Source organism: Butyrivibrio sp. INlla14, from assembly GCF_900102515.1.
Classification (GTDB): Bacteria; Bacillota; Clostridia; order Lachnospirales; family Lachnospiraceae; genus Butyrivibrio.
This window is the reverse complement of the sequence record NZ_FMVS01000004.1, coordinates 195,797-216,507: the sequence shown is the minus strand read 5'-3', so window position 1 is coordinate 216,507 and position 20,711 is coordinate 195,797. Positions and strand designations below refer to the sequence as shown.

The 20,711-nt window shown below is 41.6% G+C and carries 15 protein-coding genes; 2 read left to right on the top strand and 13 right to left on the bottom strand.

Features of this window, described 5'->3' with window-relative positions; all coding sequences use genetic code 11:
* Window positions 1-23: 23 nt before the first annotated feature.
* A complete protein-coding gene (locus BLO53_RS03370) occupies window positions 24-740 on the bottom strand; it encodes an anaerobic ribonucleoside-triphosphate reductase activating protein (RefSeq protein ID WP_092059105.1) in 717 nt (238 codons plus the stop codon).
* 100 nt (window positions 741-840) lie between these two features.
* Window positions 841-3,567: a type I pullulanase gene (pulA, locus tag BLO53_RS03365; protein WP_092059104.1), complete on the bottom strand. Its 2,727-nt coding sequence runs from the start codon at window positions 3,565-3,567 to the stop codon at window positions 841-843.
* Window positions 3,568-3,719: 152 nt separating this feature from the next.
* On the opposite strand from pulA, the gene pbp4b reads away from it, so the two are divergent.
* On the top strand, window positions 3,720-5,312 hold the full coding sequence (gene pbp4b / locus BLO53_RS03360; RefSeq protein ID WP_176757144.1) for a penicillin binding protein PBP4B: 1,593 nt from the start codon (window positions 3,720-3,722) through the stop codon (window positions 5,310-5,312).
* A 19-nt stretch (window positions 5,313-5,331) separates the two neighbouring features.
* Here the strand turns inward: pbp4b and nagB are convergent, their stop codons facing one another.
* The 9 genes from nagB to bglB all read right to left on the bottom strand — a co-directional run bounded on the left by nagB (window position 5,332) and on the right by bglB (window position 16,481).
* Entirely contained in the window at window positions 5,332-6,063 is a 732-nt protein-coding gene (gene nagB / locus BLO53_RS03355) for a glucosamine-6-phosphate deaminase (protein ID WP_092059129.1), read from the bottom strand.
* Window positions 6,064-6,093: 30 nt separating this feature from the next.
* A complete protein-coding gene (locus BLO53_RS03350) occupies window positions 6,094-7,089 on the bottom strand; it encodes an ABC transporter ATP-binding protein (protein ID WP_242875284.1) in 996 nt (331 codons plus the stop codon).
* The gene (locus tag BLO53_RS03345; RefSeq protein WP_092059101.1) at window positions 7,076-8,170 is read right to left on the bottom strand and encodes an ABC transporter ATP-binding protein; all 1,095 of its coding nucleotides are present in this window, start codon (window positions 8,168-8,170) and stop codon (window positions 7,076-7,078) included. Before BLO53_RS03345 ends, BLO53_RS03350 begins: the two co-directional genes overlap by 14 nt.
* Window positions 8,171-8,187: 17 nt before the next feature.
* The gene (locus tag BLO53_RS03340) at window positions 8,188-9,306 is read right to left on the bottom strand and encodes an ABC transporter permease (protein WP_092059100.1); all 1,119 of its coding nucleotides are present in this window, start codon (window positions 9,304-9,306) and stop codon (window positions 8,188-8,190) included.
* Entirely contained in the window at window positions 9,306-10,406 is a 1,101-nt protein-coding gene (locus BLO53_RS03335; RefSeq protein WP_176757143.1) for an ABC transporter permease, read from the bottom strand. The genes BLO53_RS03340 and BLO53_RS03335 overlap by 1 nt, the downstream gene beginning before the upstream one ends.
* 102 nt (window positions 10,407-10,508) lie before the next feature.
* A complete protein-coding gene (locus BLO53_RS03330; RefSeq protein WP_176757142.1) occupies window positions 10,509-12,590 on the bottom strand; it encodes an ABC transporter substrate-binding protein in 2,082 nt (693 codons plus the stop codon).
* Window positions 12,591-12,717: 127 nt separating this feature from the next.
* On the bottom strand, window positions 12,718-14,382 hold the full coding sequence (locus BLO53_RS03325) for a hypothetical protein (RefSeq protein WP_092059098.1): 1,665 nt from the start codon (window positions 14,380-14,382) through the stop codon (window positions 12,718-12,720).
* A gap of 26 nt (window positions 14,383-14,408) precedes the next feature.
* The gene (locus BLO53_RS03320) at window positions 14,409-15,380 is read right to left on the bottom strand and encodes an ROK family protein (RefSeq protein ID WP_092059097.1); all 972 of its coding nucleotides are present in this window, start codon (window positions 15,378-15,380) and stop codon (window positions 14,409-14,411) included.
* Window positions 15,381-15,389: 9 nt separating this feature from the next.
* Window positions 15,390-16,481, bottom strand: coding sequence for a beta-galactosidase BglB (gene bglB, locus BLO53_RS03315; RefSeq protein WP_092059096.1), 1,092 nt, complete (start codon window positions 16,479-16,481; stop codon window positions 15,390-15,392).
* A gap of 35 nt (window positions 16,482-16,516) precedes the next feature.
* On the opposite strand from bglB, the gene BLO53_RS03310 reads away from it, so the two are divergent.
* A complete protein-coding gene (locus tag BLO53_RS03310; protein ID WP_242875283.1) occupies window positions 16,517-17,419 on the top strand; it encodes a helix-turn-helix transcriptional regulator in 903 nt (300 codons plus the stop codon).
* Window positions 17,420-17,435: 16 nt separating this feature from the next.
* Here BLO53_RS03310 and BLO53_RS03305 read toward each other — a convergent pair whose 3' ends face one another.
* Window positions 17,436-19,184, bottom strand: a complete 1,749-nt coding sequence (locus BLO53_RS03305; RefSeq protein WP_092059094.1) for a CehA/McbA family metallohydrolase — start codon at window positions 19,182-19,184, stop codon at window positions 17,436-17,438.
* 180 nt (window positions 19,185-19,364) lie between these two features.
* On the bottom strand, window positions 19,365-20,678 hold the full coding sequence (locus BLO53_RS03300) for a sensor histidine kinase (protein WP_092059093.1): 1,314 nt from the start codon (window positions 20,676-20,678) through the stop codon (window positions 19,365-19,367).
* Window positions 20,679-20,711 lie beyond the last annotated feature (33 nt).

The window sequence follows — 20,711 nt, the reverse complement described above, 5'->3', positions numbered from 1 at the left end:
GACCACAAGATATTGTGGTTTGATCAAAGACCGCGCAGTTCCGCAGTCGGTACATACTGCCTCACTATTTTAATGAAGTTTTCCATAGTTTCACGGCTCGGCGCTGTCAAAGTGCAGTCTGGTACTGTATCTCTGGGAACATACTGCTGTAAAAAATATTTTTTTGCTCCTGTAATCCACTTTCCAATTTCATGAAAATCAGCTTCCGTGTGGTACCTCTCAACTACAGTAGTGCGAAACTCATAATCTATGCGGCCTTCCAGAAGAAGTGAAGCTGTCTGTTCAACAGACTCTATATTAAAATGTTTGGATATATTACTATTAGCTCGTCCAGTAAGTCCTGCTGTAATAGCATATTTTTCAGGACAGTTCTTGATATCCATGGCTACATAGTCAATAAGCTGCGCATCCATCAGCTCTTTTACCATATCTGGATGAGCTCCGTTTGTATCGAGCTTAATCTTGTAACCCAGAGCCTTTATGCGTCTTATAAAATCAGGAAGATCCTGCCTAAGGCATGGTTCCCCTCCTGTTATGCAGACTCCATCCAGGACTCCCTTTCTCTTTTCCAGAAAAGAAAATAATTCCCCCTCGTCCATTATTGGCTCAGCGCTGCCATCAACAAGCTCAAAATTGTGACAGTATGGACATCTGAAGTCACACCCGCCAAGGAAAATGGTGCAAGCCACATTCCCCGGGAAATCTAAAAGAGTCATTTTCTGAAGTCCATGAATCTGCATATAAAATCCCCCACACAAATTTACATTGATCCTGACATCAGTTTCTATTGTATCAAAATAGCCTGCATCTTGCTAAGATGCAGGCCAAATATAACATTTGTTATTTATTTCTTTTTCTCTTCAATACTACAAAGATACCGCCTACTATAGCAATTAATCCTGCAGCGCCAGCGACTATAGGAAGTAGTGGAGCCTTAGTGCTTGCTGCGCCCTTTTTCTCGCCTTTTACAAGAACTACTGCAGAAACAGGATCAACGGTAAGTGTTCCTGAAACGGTCTCTATTACCTCTGTTCCGGCCTTTGTACCCTTTACACAAACATTCCAGTTTCCTTCAGGCAGAGTAATAGTTGTAGCTGCGTCATTTGGGTTAAATGCAAGGAAAATCTGCTCTGCAGTCTCGCCCTCTACAGCCTTGTCTGTATTGTCCATGGTAAATGCCAATACATTCTTATCAAGATCAGTTACAGCTGTGACTCTCGCAGCTACTTCATCACCTGAGGTGAGCCTTAAAAGCGGATGCTCTTTTCTAAAGGCAATAAGTCCCTTGTAGAACTCATAGTTTTCCTGATACTTGGGATCATCAAGTGTCTCCCATTTAAGACTATTGACCTCGTCTCCTGAACTATAGCTGTTGGAGTCAAAAGAGCCGTCTTCCTTGACTTTAGTTCTTAGAATCTCCTCGCCAGCCTGCATGAAGGGCACACCCTCGGCTGTCATGTAGAAAGAAGCAGCTAAATTACTCATCTTGATCCAGGATTCTTCATCAAGATCTGTTCTAGCCATAGCAATCCTGTCATAAAGAGTATTGTTGTCATGGCAGGATGCATACTGAATTATCTGTGATGGGTTCTTGGACCAGGTTTCTGTTGCAAGGAAAGATGCTGCCATAGCACGCTCAGCATTCTTGGAGCCAGAAGCCCAGCCTGTTTCTGATGTATTAAATACACTTCCCTTTAAACCATCTCTGATATTGTCATTGAAGTATGCAAAATCTGGAGTTCTATCTGATAACTGCTGTGTTGCCATAGTGATATTGTCCTTGGTAACATCAGTATTCATGCTCCAGCCCTCACCATAGAAAATAACATCAGGATGAGTCTTATGGACCTCGGAAACAATCTCATTTACAGTATCCACATCAAGAAGTCCCACAAGGTCAAATCTAAAGCCGTCAATGTGGTATTCATCAGCCCAATAACAAACTGAATCAACGATATATTTTCTGACCATTGAGCGCTCAGATGCTGTATCATTGCCACATCCTGAACCATTTGAATATGTTCCATCGGCATTTATTCTTGAAAAATAGCCTGGAACAAGACGATTAATGCAGAAATCCTTACCACTGTATACGTGGTTATATACTACGTCCATTACAACTGATAAACCGTTATCATGGAGAGCCTTTACCATTTCCTTGGCTTCTCTTACACGTACATTACCGTCATGAGCATCAGTAGAGTATGAGCCCTCTGGAACGTTGTAGTTAACAGGATCATATCCCCAGTTAAATCTGTCTGTAGTTGTGGCATTCTCATCAACAGACCCAAAATCATAGAAAGGAAGAAGGTGAACGTGTGTCACTCCAAGGTCCTTAATGTAATCTATGCCTGTAGCCTTTCCGCCTTTAGTCTTTGTTCCTGTTTCAGTAAATGCTGTATATTTTCCAGCATTTACCATATTACCATCGGGATCTACAGAAAAATCACGGATGTGCAGCTCATATATAACTGCGTCATTTATCTTCTCTCCACTATGAGGATTCTTGTCGCTGTCCCATCCTTCCGGATTAGTGGAATCAAGATCAATGACCATAGCTCTTTTTCCATTAACTCCAGTTGTTCTGGCATAAGGGTCACATGCTTCTACATTTAACCCATCAAGGATAGCTGTATAGGTGTAGTAAGTACCTGCAAGATCTCCAGTAACTTCTGCCACCCAGGTTCCCTTTTCATCAGGCGTCATCTCGACTGTTTCTTTTAAATCTTTTTCCCATGGATCACCTGACTCATAGAGATTTACAGAAACTGCCTCAGCAGTAGGTGCCCATACGCGGAAAGTGGTCTTGTCCTTGGAATAGGTGGCGCCAAGATCCTCGCCCTCATATGTATACTTGTCCTCAAATTCCTGTGTTGAATAAATAATAGGCATATTTACAGGAAATTCCTGTCCGTCAAAGCCAACGCGGTAGTTTCTGTTATATTCAAGCTCAGAAGCAATGTTAAGATCATAGAAATACTGGCTATCTGAGGCCTTTTCTTTTAATGAAACCTTTTTAACCTCCACATCTCCAAGGCGACCTCTGACATAAAAAGAATCCATAAGTGACTCTTCTATCTCGCCTGTAAGCTCAATTGTAATAGTATTCTTGCCATCATAAGTTGCGGTTTTAAGCTTTGTTCCTGTCATAACATCATCTCCATATTCCTTTGTGGCTCCTTCTACGCCAGATTCAACGTAAGCATGCACTGTTCCTGAAACAACCTCGGATATATCAATAAACTGATCCATATCAACATCTTTGTCCCAATCCTGTGTTCTTACGATAAATCCAACCTTGGTAGAGCCGCTTGGAACTGCCATGGTCGCAACCATCTCGCCATTTTCATCCTGCAATGGGTATCCTGCGCCTTCACCGCCATCAGGCCACATCCAGACATCCCATTTCGCGTAATCTCCATCCTCCCTGTGATAGTGGAGTTTAAGCGTAACTCCCTCATCTGCTCTTGCAGTAATGGACATTCCAAATCCGGAAACAAAACTTGTTACCAGCATCAAAACCGCCATTATAAGCGCAAGAGCCTTATTTGTGATCACTCTTTTCACTTTTTCTTTACCTCCCATTTGTTTCGGAAAACGTTTTCCTATATTTTACTATTTTCCCCGGGAGTAGTAAAGGTGCATTATTTTTGCTGAGGTTACAATATGATCATTTGATGATAAAATTTTATTGTTTGTATGATTTTGAGGGGGATAAAATGAGAAACAAACTATGTTCTAGAATTTCTATGGCACTTATCGCCGCACTTATCACTACTGCCACGGCATGTGGTGCAAACTCCAGTGAAATTAACACTTCTGAATCCACAAATGTCGAAGTGACTGCTGATGAGAAACAACCAGATTCCGCTGCAAGCTCTACCACAATAGAAGTTCCAGCTGATGTCTTGGAGCCAGATTCTACTTCTGAGTCAATTCCAACCGCCTCTCTTGAAGAATCCGGAATCCATCCAGAATGCATTGAGCTTATAGAAGATATAATAACTACCGATATTGAAAATGGCTTTCCAAGCGCTCAGCTGGCCATTGTCAGGGATGGCAAGCTCGTATATGAAAAGGGGTTGGGATCAGTAAATGCATATTACCCTGATGGTACAAGGAAAACTGACTCTGCACCAGTGACAACGGATACCCTCTACGACATTGCTTCTATCAGCAAGATGGTAGGGGTAAACTATGCCCTCCAGAAGCTTGTTACAGACGGTGAAATAGATATAAATGAGAAAGTATGCGACTATCTGGGGGATGAATTTTATCGTGATACAATTTATGTTGACTATGAAGAGGGCGCTCATGTCCATCTGGATACTATAATCACTTGGAAATCTGAGCTTACAATTGCTCATCTTTTAAAGCATATGGGAGGCTTTCCTCCAAGTCCCAAGTATCATAACCCAACTATCAATCCGGAAACTTTAGAATACGACCCTGAAATTGAAAATCCGCTTTTTTCTTCTGTTTCTGCAGATCAAGCTGCAAAAGAAGCTACTATAGAAGCAATCTGTAAAACACCACTTATGTACGAGCCTGGAACTAAGGTCATGTATTCTGATGTTGACTACATGATCCTTGGTCTTATCGTTGAGAAAAAGACAGGAATGGACCTTGATACATATTTAAAAAAGACCTTTGCTGAGCCGCTTGGTCTGACTCATTTAACCTACACTCCCCTTGAGCACGGCTTTTTGCCAGATTCAATTGCCGCCACTGAGCTAAATGGAAATACCAGGGATGGTTATATCTCTTTTCCCGGGATAAGAACTGATACTATACAGGGACAGGTTCACGATGAAATGGCATATTATTGCATGGGTGGTGTATCAGGTCATGCTGGTGTATTCGCAAACGCTACAGACCTGGCAAGACTCGGATACCTGATGATAGACGGTACATATGACAATAAAACTTACTTTTCACCTGATGTGATCGCACAGTTCACAGCTCCAAAATCTACTGATTATCAGAACTGGGGCCTTGGCTGGTGGAGACAGGGCGATATGCAAAGAACCAAGTACTTTGGCACAAAGGCAAGCCCAAATACTATAGGTCACCAGGGCTGGACTGGAACTTTACTGATGATAGATCCTGAAAAAAAGCTTGTTATAGCCTATCTCACCAACAAAATAAATACACCTGTTATCAATAAAGATGAAGATCCAAACAAGTTTGTGGGCAGCCTTTATACCTCCTCCACTCTTGGTTTCGTACCAGAGATCCTCTATACCGGTCTTGATGAGGATATAGATGTAACAGATGAACTTAAGAAACTTAGAAGCACTTATAAAGATTAAATCATTTCTCTTGTTTATTTTATACATCCATATACTGAAGAGCTTCATCGTCTGCAACTAGCGTAAAATCAGGATGCAGCTGCAGGATTGATGCTGGTACCTTCGGAGTAACTTCCCCTGTCAGGGCTTCCTTTAGCACTTTGGCTTTCTTTTCACCATCTACAACCATCAGGATCTTTTTGGCTTTCATGATGGTTCCAATGCCCATAGTTATTGCCTGCCTTGGCACCTGAGAGGCATCCTCGAAAAATCGTTTATTGGCCTCTATTGTGCTCTCTGCCAGATCAACTATATGCGTCTTCCTTGTAAAACATTCCCCGGGCTCATTAAAGCCTATATGGCCATTTGGACCAAGCCCCAAAAGCTGCATGTCTATTCCCCCAATGGATTCTATCGCTCTTTCATAGGAAAGGCACTCTCCCTCCATATCGGGATTTGTTCCCTCCGGAACATGAACGTTATTCTTATTGATATTGACTCTGGAAAAGAGATTCTTTTTCATAAAATAGTGGTAGCTCTGAGGATTATCCTCATCAAGGCCTACATATTCATCAAGATTCACAGTCTTGACTCTGGAAAAATCCAGGTCGTCCTTTTTGTACCACTCTACAAGCTGATCATATATGCCTATTGGCGATGAGCCTGTTGCAAGTCCAAGAACACAATCTGGTTTGATTATTATCTGTGCTGACAGGATATTAGCCGCTTTCCTACTCATATCCTGATAATTATGTGCTCTGTATATCTTGATCATTTATTTTCCCCCAAAGCAACGCTATTACTATAGATCAAATCCGCGAAGTTTAAGTTCATCTGCATGGATACAGGCTGCAAAATGTCCCCCGCCATAGTCCCTGTATTCAGGTGTCTTTTTCTTGCACTCCTCAGTGCAGTACTGACATCTTGTGTGGAAAAAGCAGCCACTTGGCGGATTTGCAGGGTTTGGGATTTCTCCCTTTAGTGGGATCCTCTCCTGGTGAAACGTAGGATCTGCCACTGGAACCGCAGATAAAAGCGCCTCCGTGTATGGGTGCCTGGGATGAGCAAAAATTTCCTCTGTCGTACCATATTCTACCATTTTTCCAAGGTACATTACACCCACTTTATCAGAGATATGTTCTACTACAGAAAGGTCATGTGAGATAAAGATATAAGTAAGTTTCATCTCATCCTGAAGGTCTTTTAATAGATTGATGACCTGAGCCTGAATGGAAACGTCAAGAGCTGAAACCGCCTCATCACATACAATGATATTGGGGTTTAGTATAAGTGCTCTGGCAATTCCAATACGCTGCCTCTGGCCACCAGAAAAAGCATGTGGATAGCGCATTAGATATGCAGGATTAAGGCCAACCTTCTCTGCCATGTCCTTGGCCTTCTGATCCATCTCCGCCTTGGGCATCTTGGGGAAATTTGCTTTTAGCGGCTCCTTTATAATATCAAGTACAGTCATCCTTGGATCAAGAGATGAATAGGGATCCTGGAAGATCATTTGAATTTCCTTGCGGATTTCTTTCATCTTCTTTTTATCAATTTTAAGAAAATCCACCTCTTCCCCTGAAAGTGTACGATACATTACAGCGCCTTCTGAAGCCTCGTATGCCCTTACAATACAGCGTCCAAGTGTAGTCTTACCACATCCGGATTCTCCAACAATTCCGATAGTTTCCCCCTTCTGTGCGCTAAAAGAAACATCGGTAACAGCTTTTACTGTGACATTTTTAGAGGTAAAACGCTTGTGAACGTTCTTAACTTCAAGGATATTATCTTTTTCCACGCTTCTTACCTCCTTCCACAGGCTCTTTTGTAGACTCTTCTCTTTTAAGTCTCTCCTCCACCTCTTTTCTATGGGCCTGACAAGCGGCATTCTGACATGCAAAGCAGGCTATCTTGTGGCCTTTTTCGATCTCGACAAGCTCTGGTTCAGCCTTATCGCACAGGCCTTCAATCCTGGCATCACATCTGTCATAGAATCCGCACTGCTTGGGCAGATTCATTGCAAGAGGCACTGTTCCCTCAATAGAAAACAATCTCTCATCTTTTCTTCCGCCAATTTTATGAACAGATCCCATAAGACCACGTGTATAAGGATGCTGAGGATTTGCATAAATTGTAGTCGCATCTCCTGTTTCAACAATCCTTCCAAGGTACATAACAGCAACTCTGTCACACATCTTGGCAACTACGCCAAGGTCATGTGTTATGAACAGAATGGCCATGTCAAATTCCTTCTGAAGCTCCTTCATAAGCTCAAGGATCTGAGCCTGGATTGTAACATCAAGAGCCGTAGTAGGCTCATCTGCTATCAAGAGCTTTGGATTACATACAAGAGCCATTGCTATAAGCGCTCTCTGCAACATACCGCCTGAGAATTCATGAGGATACTGATTGTAACGCTTTTCTACATTGGCAATTCCAACCTTTCTCATGACCTCAAGAGATATCTCTTTTGCCTTCTTCTTGTCCTTGGTAATGTGCAGAAGGGTAGCTTCATTGATCTGATTTCCGATAGTATACATTGGTGAAAAAGCAACCATCGGTTCCTGAAAGATCATGGAAATCTGCTTACCACGAACGTTTCTGATCTCTTTTCCCTTGGGATCCATTTTAAGAAGATCAACTTCATTTTCATCTTCATTTCTAAAAACAATCTCGCCACTGGGAATGCACTTCTTGTCATTTATCCCCAGGATTGCCTTACAGGTGATTGATTTACCACAGCCGGATTCGCCTACAAGTCCGAGGGTTTCACCTTTTTTTATTTCAAAATTAACTCCTCTTACCGGGGTAAGAGTGCCCTCCATCATCTTAATGTCAACGTGGAGGTCCTTAACTTCAATTATGTTTTCCTTTTCCATAGGTCTGCTCCTCAAAATTACTTGTATGGATCCGCAGCATCTCTCATTCCATCTCCCAGGAAGTTAAATGCAAGAACTGTGATCGTTACGAAGATAATAGGAATAAGCTTGTGAGGATTTAAAGCCACATCAGTAACTGAGCTTGCTTCCTGAAGAAGCACTCCCCAGCTTGTTGCAGGTGACTTGATCCCAAGACCCAGATATGACATTGATGTCTCACCCACAATAGATCCAGGAATTCCCAGGGTCAGAGAGACGATAAGGTAACTCATAAATCCGGGAACCAGGTGTTTCCAAATAATCTTCCAGGTAGAAACCCCCGCAAGTCTTGCGGCCATTACATAATCTTCATTTTTTAGAGACAAGAACTTACCTCTGACAATGCGGGCCATTCCTGTCCAGTTTATGAAGGACAAAATAATTGTCATATAAAAATACATCTTAACTGTTGAAATTCCCGCCGGAATAGCTGCAGAAAGCGCCATCCACAGAGGAATCTGCGGAACTGCCCCGATAACCTCGATGATACGCTGGATAACAATATCAATAACACCACCAAAATATCCTGAAATTGATCCAATAGCAACTCCCAAAAAGAAGCTTATGATAGCACTGGCAAAGGGAATCGACAGTGAAATCCTTGCCCCTAATAGGACTCGTGAAAAGATATCTCTTCCCAGTGAATCTGCTCCAAAAAGGAATATCTTGGCCCCTGTTCCTCCACTTGATCCTGTACCGACACCAAATAGATGCAGGTCACAGGGGATAAGGCCCAGAATCTTATATTTTGTGCCATGTACAAACCACTCAATCTTGTAATACTCAGATAAATCAGGCTCAAGTCTTACTTCAAATGTCTTTTTATCTATTGATTTCTCCAGCTTATAGACATGTGGTCCTACATGCTGGTCTTCAAATATTGTGTAGATCTTAGTTGGAGCTGAGTTTCTGTATAATCCGTCAAACTCATCAAGCCCATAGGGCGCAAGGAAATCTGCAAATAAAGCTCCGAGATACAGAACAAGTAAAATAACAAGCGAAATCTGTGCAAGCTTGTGTCTGCGCAGTTTTCTTGCCATCAATGTCCACTGAGAGGCAAGATAATAATCTTCTTTTGTCTTCTTATTCTTGGCCATTATCTGCCACCTCCTGAGTAACGAATTCTTGGATCCAGGAAGGCTAAAGCGATATCAGATAAAAGAACTCCAATAACAACCAGAACTGCCTGGATCATTACGATAGCACCAGCCAGGTACATGTCCTGGGAAAGAAGTGCTTTATATAGTACAGGTCCCTGGATCTGCATGTTAAGCACAAGTGCAGTTACAGTAGAACCTGAGAACAGACTTGAAAGAACTCCGCCAAGTCCTGATACTGTAGGATTTATAGCTGCCCTGAAGCAATACTTCATGATGATCTTGCCCTCAGGTACTCCCTTAGCTCTTGCTGTAAGTGTATACTGCTGTGCTACCTCATCAAGCATCTGCGCTCTTACCGATCTGATAATTCCACAGGTTCCGCTGGTTCCAATTACAATAATAGGAATTATCATCCTCTTTAGAAATTCTCCGAAATTATATAAATGAACGCCGTTTTTTAGCATCTCCTGACTAAACAGACCTACATTTGCATTGCCAGTCCACTTGTAAGAGAGATACATCAGCACAATTGCCAGAATAAAGTTTGGTATAGCTGTACCTAGAAATCCTATTATGGCTGAAATGTAATCGCCTGCTGAATACTGATGAGTACTTGCATAAACAGCAATAGGAATAGATACAAGATACTGAAACAGCATGATTATTGCTGTAACACCAATTGTAAGACCCAGTCTGTCATTAACTACGCTCCAGACGTCACGTCCGTATGCAAAAGAATACTTCCAGTTATGGTGAGAATGGTAAAGTCTGTAATAAGGAGTATCTGAAGGTGTCCAGATAATATCCTTTACCCACTTCAAATACTGTTGCCAGACAGGGAGATCTAGTCCGTAATCTGCTCGCATGGATGCTGCGTAATCAGCATCAACAAGCTCACCTTCCGTTGCCAGTGCTGCAATATGTGCAGAAACATAGTCTCCGGGAGGAAGCTGAATAACAAAGAAAACCAATATTGAAATTAAAAGCAATGTAGGGAAAAACATCAGCACACGCTTAACAATGTACTGAACAAGATCTTTTCTGAAGAATTCCTTTAGACCTTCAACAAAGCTTTTTTTACTAACCTTGTCCTCCATAAAAAATACCCCTTTTAAATCGTAAAAATCGGAGACGTGGAAACCCCCGTCCTCGCACGTCTCCGATTTCTTTTTACTCTATCCAGTCAATTTTCGTATACATTACTCAGCCTTGAAAAGAACTTCATAATGTGTCATGTTAGCGTACTGGTAGCAGTCAGCAGATACAAGATTATCTGCATAATTCTTAATACTTGAATTGATGAGTTCGTAGTAACCCTCTGCCTTGAGATAAGCTATTGTCCAGAGATTATCCTGATGTATCTTGTAAATCTCTGCCTGATAGCTGTCTCTTTCTGTCTCATCAGCTGTTAAGCGCCACTTGTCATATAATTCAACAAGTTTAGCCATATCGCCTGTAGGCTCAACACCCTGAGCACCCTTTGTTGCATAGTATGTGCCATACTCACCATACCACTCAGCTGCCTGAGCGATAGGAACAAATGGAGCAGCTCTGTCTTTAAGTGAAGCTCCACCAACTGCTGTATGAGGTCCCATTACTGCAACCCACTCGTTGTTATCTATAGCTTCATCGAATGCAGAAACTTCAAGGTTTTTGATAGCACAGTTAAGGCCTACTGCCTTGTAATACTGCTCAAATACAGGATATGCATCGTCCATTCCACCATCATATTCGAGGAATGTGAGCATAAGCTCTGAACCATCAGCGAATGTGTAGAATCCATCTGATCCCATCTTAAGGCCGCAGCCCTCAAGAAGGCTCTTTGCCTTGTCTACATCATATTCTGTCCATTTTTCAACCCACTCCTGGCTATAGCCTACATTTCCTTCCATAGGTCCGCACTGGCCTGGCTCAAGGAAGCCATCTGTAAGAAGTTCAGAAGCCTGATTTCTGTCGACGCAGATTGAAATGGCCTCACGGAAATCCGGATTAGCAAAAAGATCTGCATAGTTCTTATCAGGATTTGTGTAGTTGAAGGTTACCTGATAGCTGCCCCAGTTAGTGGTTCCCCACTCACGAAGAGAAGCTGTATCTCCAAGATCTGAAAGTGTAGCTGCAATATCCTTCATTGCTACAGCAATGATATCAATCTCACCAGAACGGAACATAAGAAGATCCTGTCCATCCTCTGAAGTCTGATTGAAGTGAAGAGCATCTACATATGGAAGCTGATTGCCAGCTGCATCAACCTTCCAGAAGTATGGATTGCGGTCCATGATGCAAAGTGTGTCATCTTTGGAGCTATTGCCGGGTACTGTTGAAAGAACAAAAGAATTAACAGTAGGAATTCCTGCTACATTCCAGAAGTTGTAGGATACTGACTTGCCAAGATCCTTGACTGTAGCTGCGTCAATGTTCTTCTTCTGAGCATTGGCAAGAACTTCTTCCTCTGAAAGTCCTGTGCTCTGATAATATTCATTCTCAACATAAGGATAATCCTCAGAATCAGGAATAAGATCCATTAAATAGTGAGCTGGAGCCCAGCACCACTTAAAATCGCCGTTTTCAATGAAATCCGCTGGATATTTGGGATTAACGAAAGTCCATGTGACTGTGTAGTCATCTACCTTCTTAAGATCTGCCCATGCATCCTCGCCATCTACTTCTTCCTTAAGAGCTGCCCAGCTCTTCTTGCTATCATAGTTTGTAAGATGGCACATATAATACCAGAATGTTATGTCATCTGCTGTAAATGGCTCTCCGTCTGACCACTTCATGCCCTCTCTTAAGTGGAAAGTCCAAGTTGTGTAGTCATCAGTATGCTCAAATGACTTGATGACATTTGGATAATAAGATCCATCAGTATTGTAGCGGATTATAGACTCAAGAGATGGTCTTGAAAGTCCCCAGCTTCCGCCTGCTGGACCCAAGTTGATAACTCCGCCATATGATCCGATCTCCAAAGGAGCACCTGTTGCATCTACAGTTTCAACAAAAACGTTGTCCGCATCAGGAATTCTCTCTTCCACAGCTGGTAAATTTCCGGCTGCTACCTGATCAGCCAGCATTGGTGCCTCTGCAAATCCCTCTACTGTAACCTCCTCAGTATTGGATGCAATGTCACCTGTCTGAGCTTCTACTGCAGTAGCTTCTGTAGTAGCGCTCGTATCCCCACTTGTCTGCGCAGGAGTTGCTGCCCCACCGCAGCCTGCCAACATCGTCATGCCAGTTGCTGCAGCAAGTACTAATGATACTGCTTTTGAGTTCATTTTCCTTCTCATAATTCCTCCTTTTAGCTTTTCGCTACACCTTACGATAATCATATTTTATCAGAGGCATTGTCCTCTAAATAGTCGATTTTTTTACTTATTCGCAAAAAACATTGCATTTTTTGCTCTAGATTTTCCCCTAAATCTGACTTCTCATATTTCTGATCGTTATTGTATGATCAAAGCCTGTATAATCCGTAAAGTAAATGGTGGAAGAACCTGCATTTGTGCCCTCTGAGTCCTCTTTTCCCTCCATAAATCTGTGAGTTCCAAAGGCAGGACCAATTATCAGCGTATCCCTGGAATTAGATAGCTGAATTTCACCATCCTTGGCTATAATAGTCTCATTCCCTTTCAGATTAGTTGCCATATGGCTGTTTTCAAGGAAATCTGCCCCGGTAAAAGACATCTCAATTCTCCATGGGGCTCCATCCACGCCACTTGTCTTGACGCGTACATCAATTCCATCGCACTCTTTGCTCTCTTGAACCCATACATCAATATCCATATCAGGGCCCATCTTCTTGTCGCGCTTGTCATTCTCCATCTGCCACCAATCGTTTGTAGCTGGTTTTTTGTCTATGCTCCAGGGCAGATAGTACCAACCATGCATAGTCTGATGCAGATGAAGACCATTTTCAGTCTCCTCCATAGTCTCGCCCTTAAAGGCCCTATGCTCGCAAAAGCTTCCTGCAACCTTCATCTCAAGCTTTATTGTTCCATTGTGAAAATAAAGGAAATTGGATTTGCCCTTCATCACTGTATAGGTATATCTTCCAGTCCTGTTTCTGGAAATACCAGAATTCTGGTAAAAAACATGATAGTCAGGATTATTGTAAATGCCTTCATGCTCAGTATTTATCCATTCCGGATACCACATGAAATAAATAAGGCAATCCGGGCCATGAAGATTGCGCCTCTTACACACATCTATAATGTAATTGCACATCTCAAAAAACTCAGGAATATCATATCTTTGAGCCATCAGCATATACTCTGTATAGTAATCAGTCGGATACATGAGGCGGTCTTTATCAAACCTGGTGGAATTGGCCGTAAACACTGAATCATCAGGCTCCCAGTAATGAAGCATCATACGAAGATTCCTGATAACATACTCCTCATATGACTTATCTCCTGTAGCTTCTGCAAGCGTTATCATGGCATCGTTGTTGACACGGTTGTAATTTCCGGCAGATTTCTCCGCATACTCGCCATCTTCGTTGCAGTCTATTCCTTCTGCCAGATACCTCTCCGCGCAAAGCTTCATATCCTCATCGCCGTAGATCTTATAACACTCCATAAGAGTTGACGCTATAGCCCATCTATGGTTAGGAGTGTGAAACCCACCCGTTATTATTCCTCTGGCTGCTTTCCTGATTATTCCCTCAATTATCTTATAGATTTCATCTTCCTTATCAGTTCTCTTATCACCACAAACATCTCTTAGAAAAAAGAAAATCGGCATCAGCTTTTTTATACAAAAAGCCGTATCAGGTGCTGAGCTGAAATTGCAAGTTACATAGTCATAAAGTCCACTATCAAGCTGCATTTTCTCAGCAAAGCCAAGTCCTGCCATTATTCTTTTAAAAAGCTTTTCATCTCTGAAAAGCTCGCTGTCCTTACAACAATAGAGTGATATCATGGACGCAGTTCTGTAGATTGTATACTTGGCGTCAAGAATGCGGTCTCTATCCATGAAAGCCCCAAAGTTTTCGTCTTTCTCATCCATTATCTGGGTGCACATAGACTCATAGACCAGCTCCTGCGTATCCTTTAATATAAATTCGTAATGATTCTTCATTTTTCCTCCAAATTTAGCCTTCCCAGTCACATCTTGTGGATCAGGGCAGCCCCGATCACGCCCACATCTCCGGCATCAGAAGTACCATTTGCTATTGTGATCTTTGTATTTTTGCTACTGTCTCTTGAATATACATCTCTTGAAACTTTTTCTTTTACGCTATCAAGGAAAAGATCTGCTGCTCGCGTTATACCTCCGCTTAGGACGAGGATTTCCGGCTGCAGAATGTTGATGATATTTGTAAGTCCCTCTGAAAGATAATAACAATAGTTATTAAGTACTATCAGAGCACAGGCGTCTTTTTCCCTCACAGCCTCAAAAAATTTTTCTCCATCAAGTGCCTCTTTTGTTTCTGCCTTTCTCCACAAAGAGGACTTTCTACCAGCGGATGTATTCATTATTTCCCAGGCCTGCTCTACGAGAGCTGTAGCGGAAGCGTAATCTTCAAAACATCCTTTTCTTCCACAGTTACAGTCAATTCCATCAATATTTATAGCCATATGGCCAAACTCAGCCGCAGCATAGTTGCAGCCTCTAAGGACCTTCCCATTAATAATGATACCACCACCTATTCCAGTGCCAATAGTAACCATTACAAAACTGTCAGTGTCATAACCACCAGTAATATATTCTCCAATTGCAGCCGCATTGGCGTCATTGTCAAAATGCAGCTTATCAGAAAGCTCTTTGCCCAGAGCATTCTTCAAATCTCCGAGAAAATCAACATTTTCAAAGCCAAGATTATTTGCATACAAGATTTTCCCCGTTTCAAGGTCTGCTGTCCCGGGAACTCCTGCTCCAATTGCCTCAATTTGGCTTGCGCTTAGCTTTTCTGCAGACATTATTTCTTTTACCATGTCAGCTATTGCCTTTATCATTGTGTCAGGAGTGTCAGCATCCCTAGTCCTTATACTTAGCTTTCTGACAATTTCATAGGAATCGTCTACTAATCCTGCCGCAATATTTGTACCACCTACATCTACTCCAATACTGAACATGTCTACCCCTCAAGCTTTCAATACTTCCAATAGGAACAACATAGCCAAAGCCTGTCCATAGGGCATAGGCTTTATCTCTATCCCCTTGTAAAAGTCCTTGGACTCTCTTCCCATAGGCGTTCCATAGGACACCTGATTAACGGTCCCGTCTGGATCAATGAGCTTTAATATGGGCTCAAGAGCTTTTAAACCAACATCTTTATATTTTTTATCAATAAGACCTAGCCTGACTGCCTTCAAGATACCATAGGCAAAACCACAAGTGGCACTGGCTTCAAGGTAAGACGTGTCATCATCCACAAGGGTATGCCACATGCCGCTCTGGTCCTGATACTTTTCAAGGGCCTTAACCTGGCCTAAAAGTGCCTCTATCAGGAACTTCCTGTCAGCGCCCTGTACATCTGCAATCGAAAGATATTCTGGAACAGCAATGGTAAACCAGCAGTTTCCTCTCCCCCACAGAGCTTCTGCAAAATTATGATGTCCCTCAAAAGTCCATCCATGGAACAATAGCCCCGTTTTATGATCAACAAGATACTTTATGTGCAGGAGAAACTGATACCTTGCTTCTTCCCTATACGTATCACTATCCTCTATTTCTCCCATCAGAGCCAGAAACATAACTGTCATAAATAGAGTGTCGTCCCAGAGTTCTCCGGTATTCTCGCTATCTGACGTCCTATGCTGTATTCCGCCCTCACAAGTCTTGGCAAAATCCTTAATTATTGCCTCTGCCCATTCATGGCAGGTCTTTTTATATAATTCATTTCCAGTATCCTTGAGCAATAATCCCAAGGTTAATAGAGGCGCGCATGTATTAACATTTTTTGCTGGAAGGCCAAGAGAAATTTCTTTGTCATAAAAACTCTCCAGAAAATCAACAAAATCCTTTCTGCCAAGTTCCTGGGCAAGTTGATAAATGCCATAAAGGCCCACTCCCTGAGTCCACTCCCAGTGCTGATACCTTGAAATATCATCGCCAGCCAGGTTTTTGGTTTTCATGTTTTCAAGAAATTTCTCATCATCTTCATAGAGAAATTTCTTAAAACTCTGAGCCAAAACCTCAAGAACTGACAGAATTACTTCTCTTTCTACTTTCATTTGCTACCTCTTTCCATTTCATTTATACTAATCTCATGCTTATAAACGACAATATTTACTACGAAGACAACCACTACATAATCATCAACAACATCCCTAATAACATTTATTACTACATTGACTATGACAAGAGGGATGCCTCTGTAAATATGGAATTCCAGCACCTTCATCCATATTACGAGATGATGTTTCTTCTAGCGCCCAACGCAACTCACCTTATTGAAGGTGTTCCCTATAATATCCACATGGGAGATTTTGTGTTGCTGGCGCCTTCTGTTATGCACAAATCCGTCTACTATAAGGGCGAACCCAGCAAAAGAGTGATCATAGACTTTATGTACCCTCTAGACAAGCCAGAAACAGCCGACGCCTACAGGGAAATCCTTAAGCCCTTCCACGCTGATCTTCCAATCTACCGCTTTGATTTTCAGGACCAGCAAAGACTCATAGACATTCTGAACAGCCTCTTTATCTTTTCAAAAGAGCACAAATACTACGGCAATCCAGCCGATGAATTCTACATTCACAACAAGTTTCAGGAGCTTTTGTACACCTTCTATGACCTGAGAAACAAGAATATCTACACCAACGACCAGAGTTATAACTCAATTCAGCAAAAGATGTATGAAATATCTTCCTACATCCACACCCACTACGACGAGAATATATCTCTAGATGCGCTCTCTGAGCAGTTTTTCATTAGTTCAAGCTACTTATCAAGAGAGTTTAAGCATGTTACGGGCTTTAACCTATCCAACTATATCCAACTCACCAGGATCAAAAATGCCCAATATCAGCTTATATCCAGTAATAAAAAGATTTCCCAAATAGCGGAGGAATGTGGTTTTTCATCCTTCTCGCAATTTAACAGGATTTTTAATAAGATTTCCGGTGCATCCCCCAGGGAATACCGTCAATCCTCCACTATTGGCAAGTAAGCACTTTTTTAGCTTTTTAGCGTACCAATATGACAGGATTTGTTATAGCAAGATTCGTGCAGTCATCCTGCACCATGAAATACAGGTAATTGCCATCAGGAACGGGTTCTTTTATAGTCTGACTATAGTCATAGAAGCCGTTCTTTTTTCCGCCCTTTAGAGGAATATCTTTATATACCCCATTCTCTGTACACAGCTTTAGCGTCTTAAGCCCTCTATTTGCAAGGATCATTAGCTCAATTTCAAGCTCAGCTCCGCAATCACCCGTTTTTCCTTTCTTTCTGCCACCTGTACTTACAGGTACCTTGTGCCCTGGGAGCTTACCATTAACTCTTGATACCAGAATCGGACCATTAGTCAAAAAGCTTCTCCCTCTGCGAAGCCTGTCCATAATATACTCCGGATTATGCGTATCTTCCCTTGGCATAGATGCATCAAAATTTATATAGGTTCTTACACAGCCGCTGCTAAGGCAGGTCTCAGCCCATTTTTCCAATAGCGGTAGAAGTTTATCCCCGATTTCAAGCATTACATGAGTTTCCTCAGGATACTCTTTTAAAAGCGTAGTAGCATTGGCTTTTATCGCATCTAGAACATCCATCACCTCGTCAAAGAGAATATGATAGTCATCAGCGCATATGTTGTGAGTATCACTTCCTGTAGTTGCAGGTAAAAAAAGTCCTCTCTTCATGCAATCCATCCATAGCTTCATGGCGGCATCATTGGTACTTCCCGGCATCATTGGATTTGAGCCATTCCATATCTCCATGGTCTCAAAAATATCCAGCATATCATTAAAATTTGGATTCCAGGAAATGGATCTCTGAAGGTCTCTTGGGTGATTTATCTGGGCAAGGCCTCCATTTTCCTTGATAACATCAGTGATCCTTACAAATTCATTCCTGAGATACTCATCAGTTCTGTCTTTGTCCTCAGGAATCTTATATATCACATCTATAGGGACTCCCATAGCCATAACATGACCGTTAGAAGTAGATATCTCTTTAGAAATGATAGGCACAAAATTATGCCTTTTTAGAGCTTTCCAGGCTGGGTGACTTAATATAATGTGATGGTCAGACAAAGCCCCATAGGAAAGCCCCATTGCCATCTGTGAATTAGCAATTTCCTGAGGGGTATCCACTACATCGTCATCTCCACCAAAAACAGGACTAGAGTAAACGCTATGGTGGTGTAATTCTCCAGCAATCCACCCCATTTCCTCCATATTCACAAATCGGCTTAAGTCATAGGATTTTCTGGAATTAGTATCCTCTTTGATTTCGATGTCATCTGTTATTATTTCGTATTCACTTCCCTTGGACACCTCGATCACATACCTGCCCACTGGAAGTTTTCTTGATAGACAGCCATCAAATCCCGTAATATCGCGGATCATGGTGATCTTTCCATTTACTCTGTCAAAATCTCCTGCATCTTCGCCCGGAAGAAGCTTAAAAAACTTAACTTGAGCAGGAGTTCCTATTCCTCCAGATCTAGTTTCAATAAAAATACTTCCAAGGTGTTTTTCCCCTTTTACTATCCCATTTTGATGGAATCTGTTCCTGTCATTTCCAGCTGGATAATCTACCTCATTGGATCTTTTTTTCTTTTGATCTACGCAGTTTTCCCAGGCGTATTCCACGAATTTATACAGTTTCTCAGCATCCATGCTGTATGCAGCTTTATCAGCTACTCCATTTTCCTTATTGAATCCCTGTAAAAGACCTATCGCTATACTCAAAAACTTGGTTTCTTTACTCATATTTCATCCCTTTTATGCTAAAAAACGCATCCTGAATCACATTACTATTCCAATCAAACAAAAAGAATGCATGACATAGGCAAATGTCCTATAACATACATTCTATTTTCTTACATCTGCATTATCTACGCGGTTTTTATGTCAAATCTCCAAAAACATTGCATTTTTTGCAACCCTCTTTTACCTTGGAATAAAGATTTCAACTGTTGTTCCCTGGCCAATGCTTGAAGCAATCTCCATCCTGGCGTTTTCCATAATCTCCAGCCTCTTCTTGACATTCATAAGTCCAATATGTTCGCCTTCGCTCCTCACTCTGGAATTATACTCATCAAGATCGAATCCTGTGCCATTATCGGAAATAATAACCTTTACAAATCCATCATCCTCTTTGGTTGCAATGGTTACTGTCCCGGGAGCCCCGTAATTTCTTTTACACAGTCCGTGTTTAACAGCATTTTCTACAATAGGCTGAACTGTGAGTGCCGGAATTTCAAAGTCGCTTACCTGTATGTCATAAGCCACCTTAAATCTATCTTTGAATCTTGCCTTTTCTATCTCCAGATAAACTTTTGTATGCTCCAGCTCTTTTTCAAATGGTATTGGTTTATCTGCATCAATAGAAGCAATATTGGCTCTAAGGTACTCAGACAGGCTATTTACCATTTCTTTTGCCTTATCAGTATCCTTGTCACACAACACATAGATTGAATTAAGCGCATTATATAAAAAGTGCGGCTTTATCTGAGAAATTGCAATTCTGGTCCTTAAATCCTGCAGTTGCTTTTCCTGATTGCTTATACGTTCCCTCTGCTCTACGATCATTTTGGCATTGTCTTCAAGGGCCTGTGCAAACATAACTAGCGCAACCAGTATAATGGCTATATTTGATAGCGATATTCCGTAAACAAACAACTGTATTGCTGTCGCAATTATAGGAATCACTATAAAGCTGACAATAGCACCAAATCTCTTTTTATCCATGCTTTCCTTCTTAAGGAACGTGTAGACAAAAACCACATTAGCCTCCAAAAGAACAAGCACTGTCCAGATTACGAAGCCTAGTCCCCTCTTATATTCATTTGTTTCAGGATTTATGGTATAAACAAAACCGCTGATCTGAGAAAATGCCAGGAATAAAACAGCGCAGACTGCTATTACAGAAACAATGATAATAACCCTCTTGCTCCTTTTTTCTTCATCAACAGATAAAATAACATATTCTGCAAGCAGAACAGGAATAAGAGCATTACAGATAAAAGATACATAGTTAGAAACTAGAAGAATACTGTGATTTAAAGCTCCAGGCACTGCATCAAAATACCACGCCCAAGAATCAAAGAAAAGCATAATACCCGCGAGAAGTTCCAATCTTCCAAGGGATTTATACTGATCTTGGATAGCAGACTTGCCTATAAAAAGATATATGGAAGCCACTATAGCAAAAAAGCTTCCCCATAATTCCATGCAATTAAAAACATACTTTATTTCGAGCACTTTATTTCCTCCAATGCAGCTATTCTACTTTCC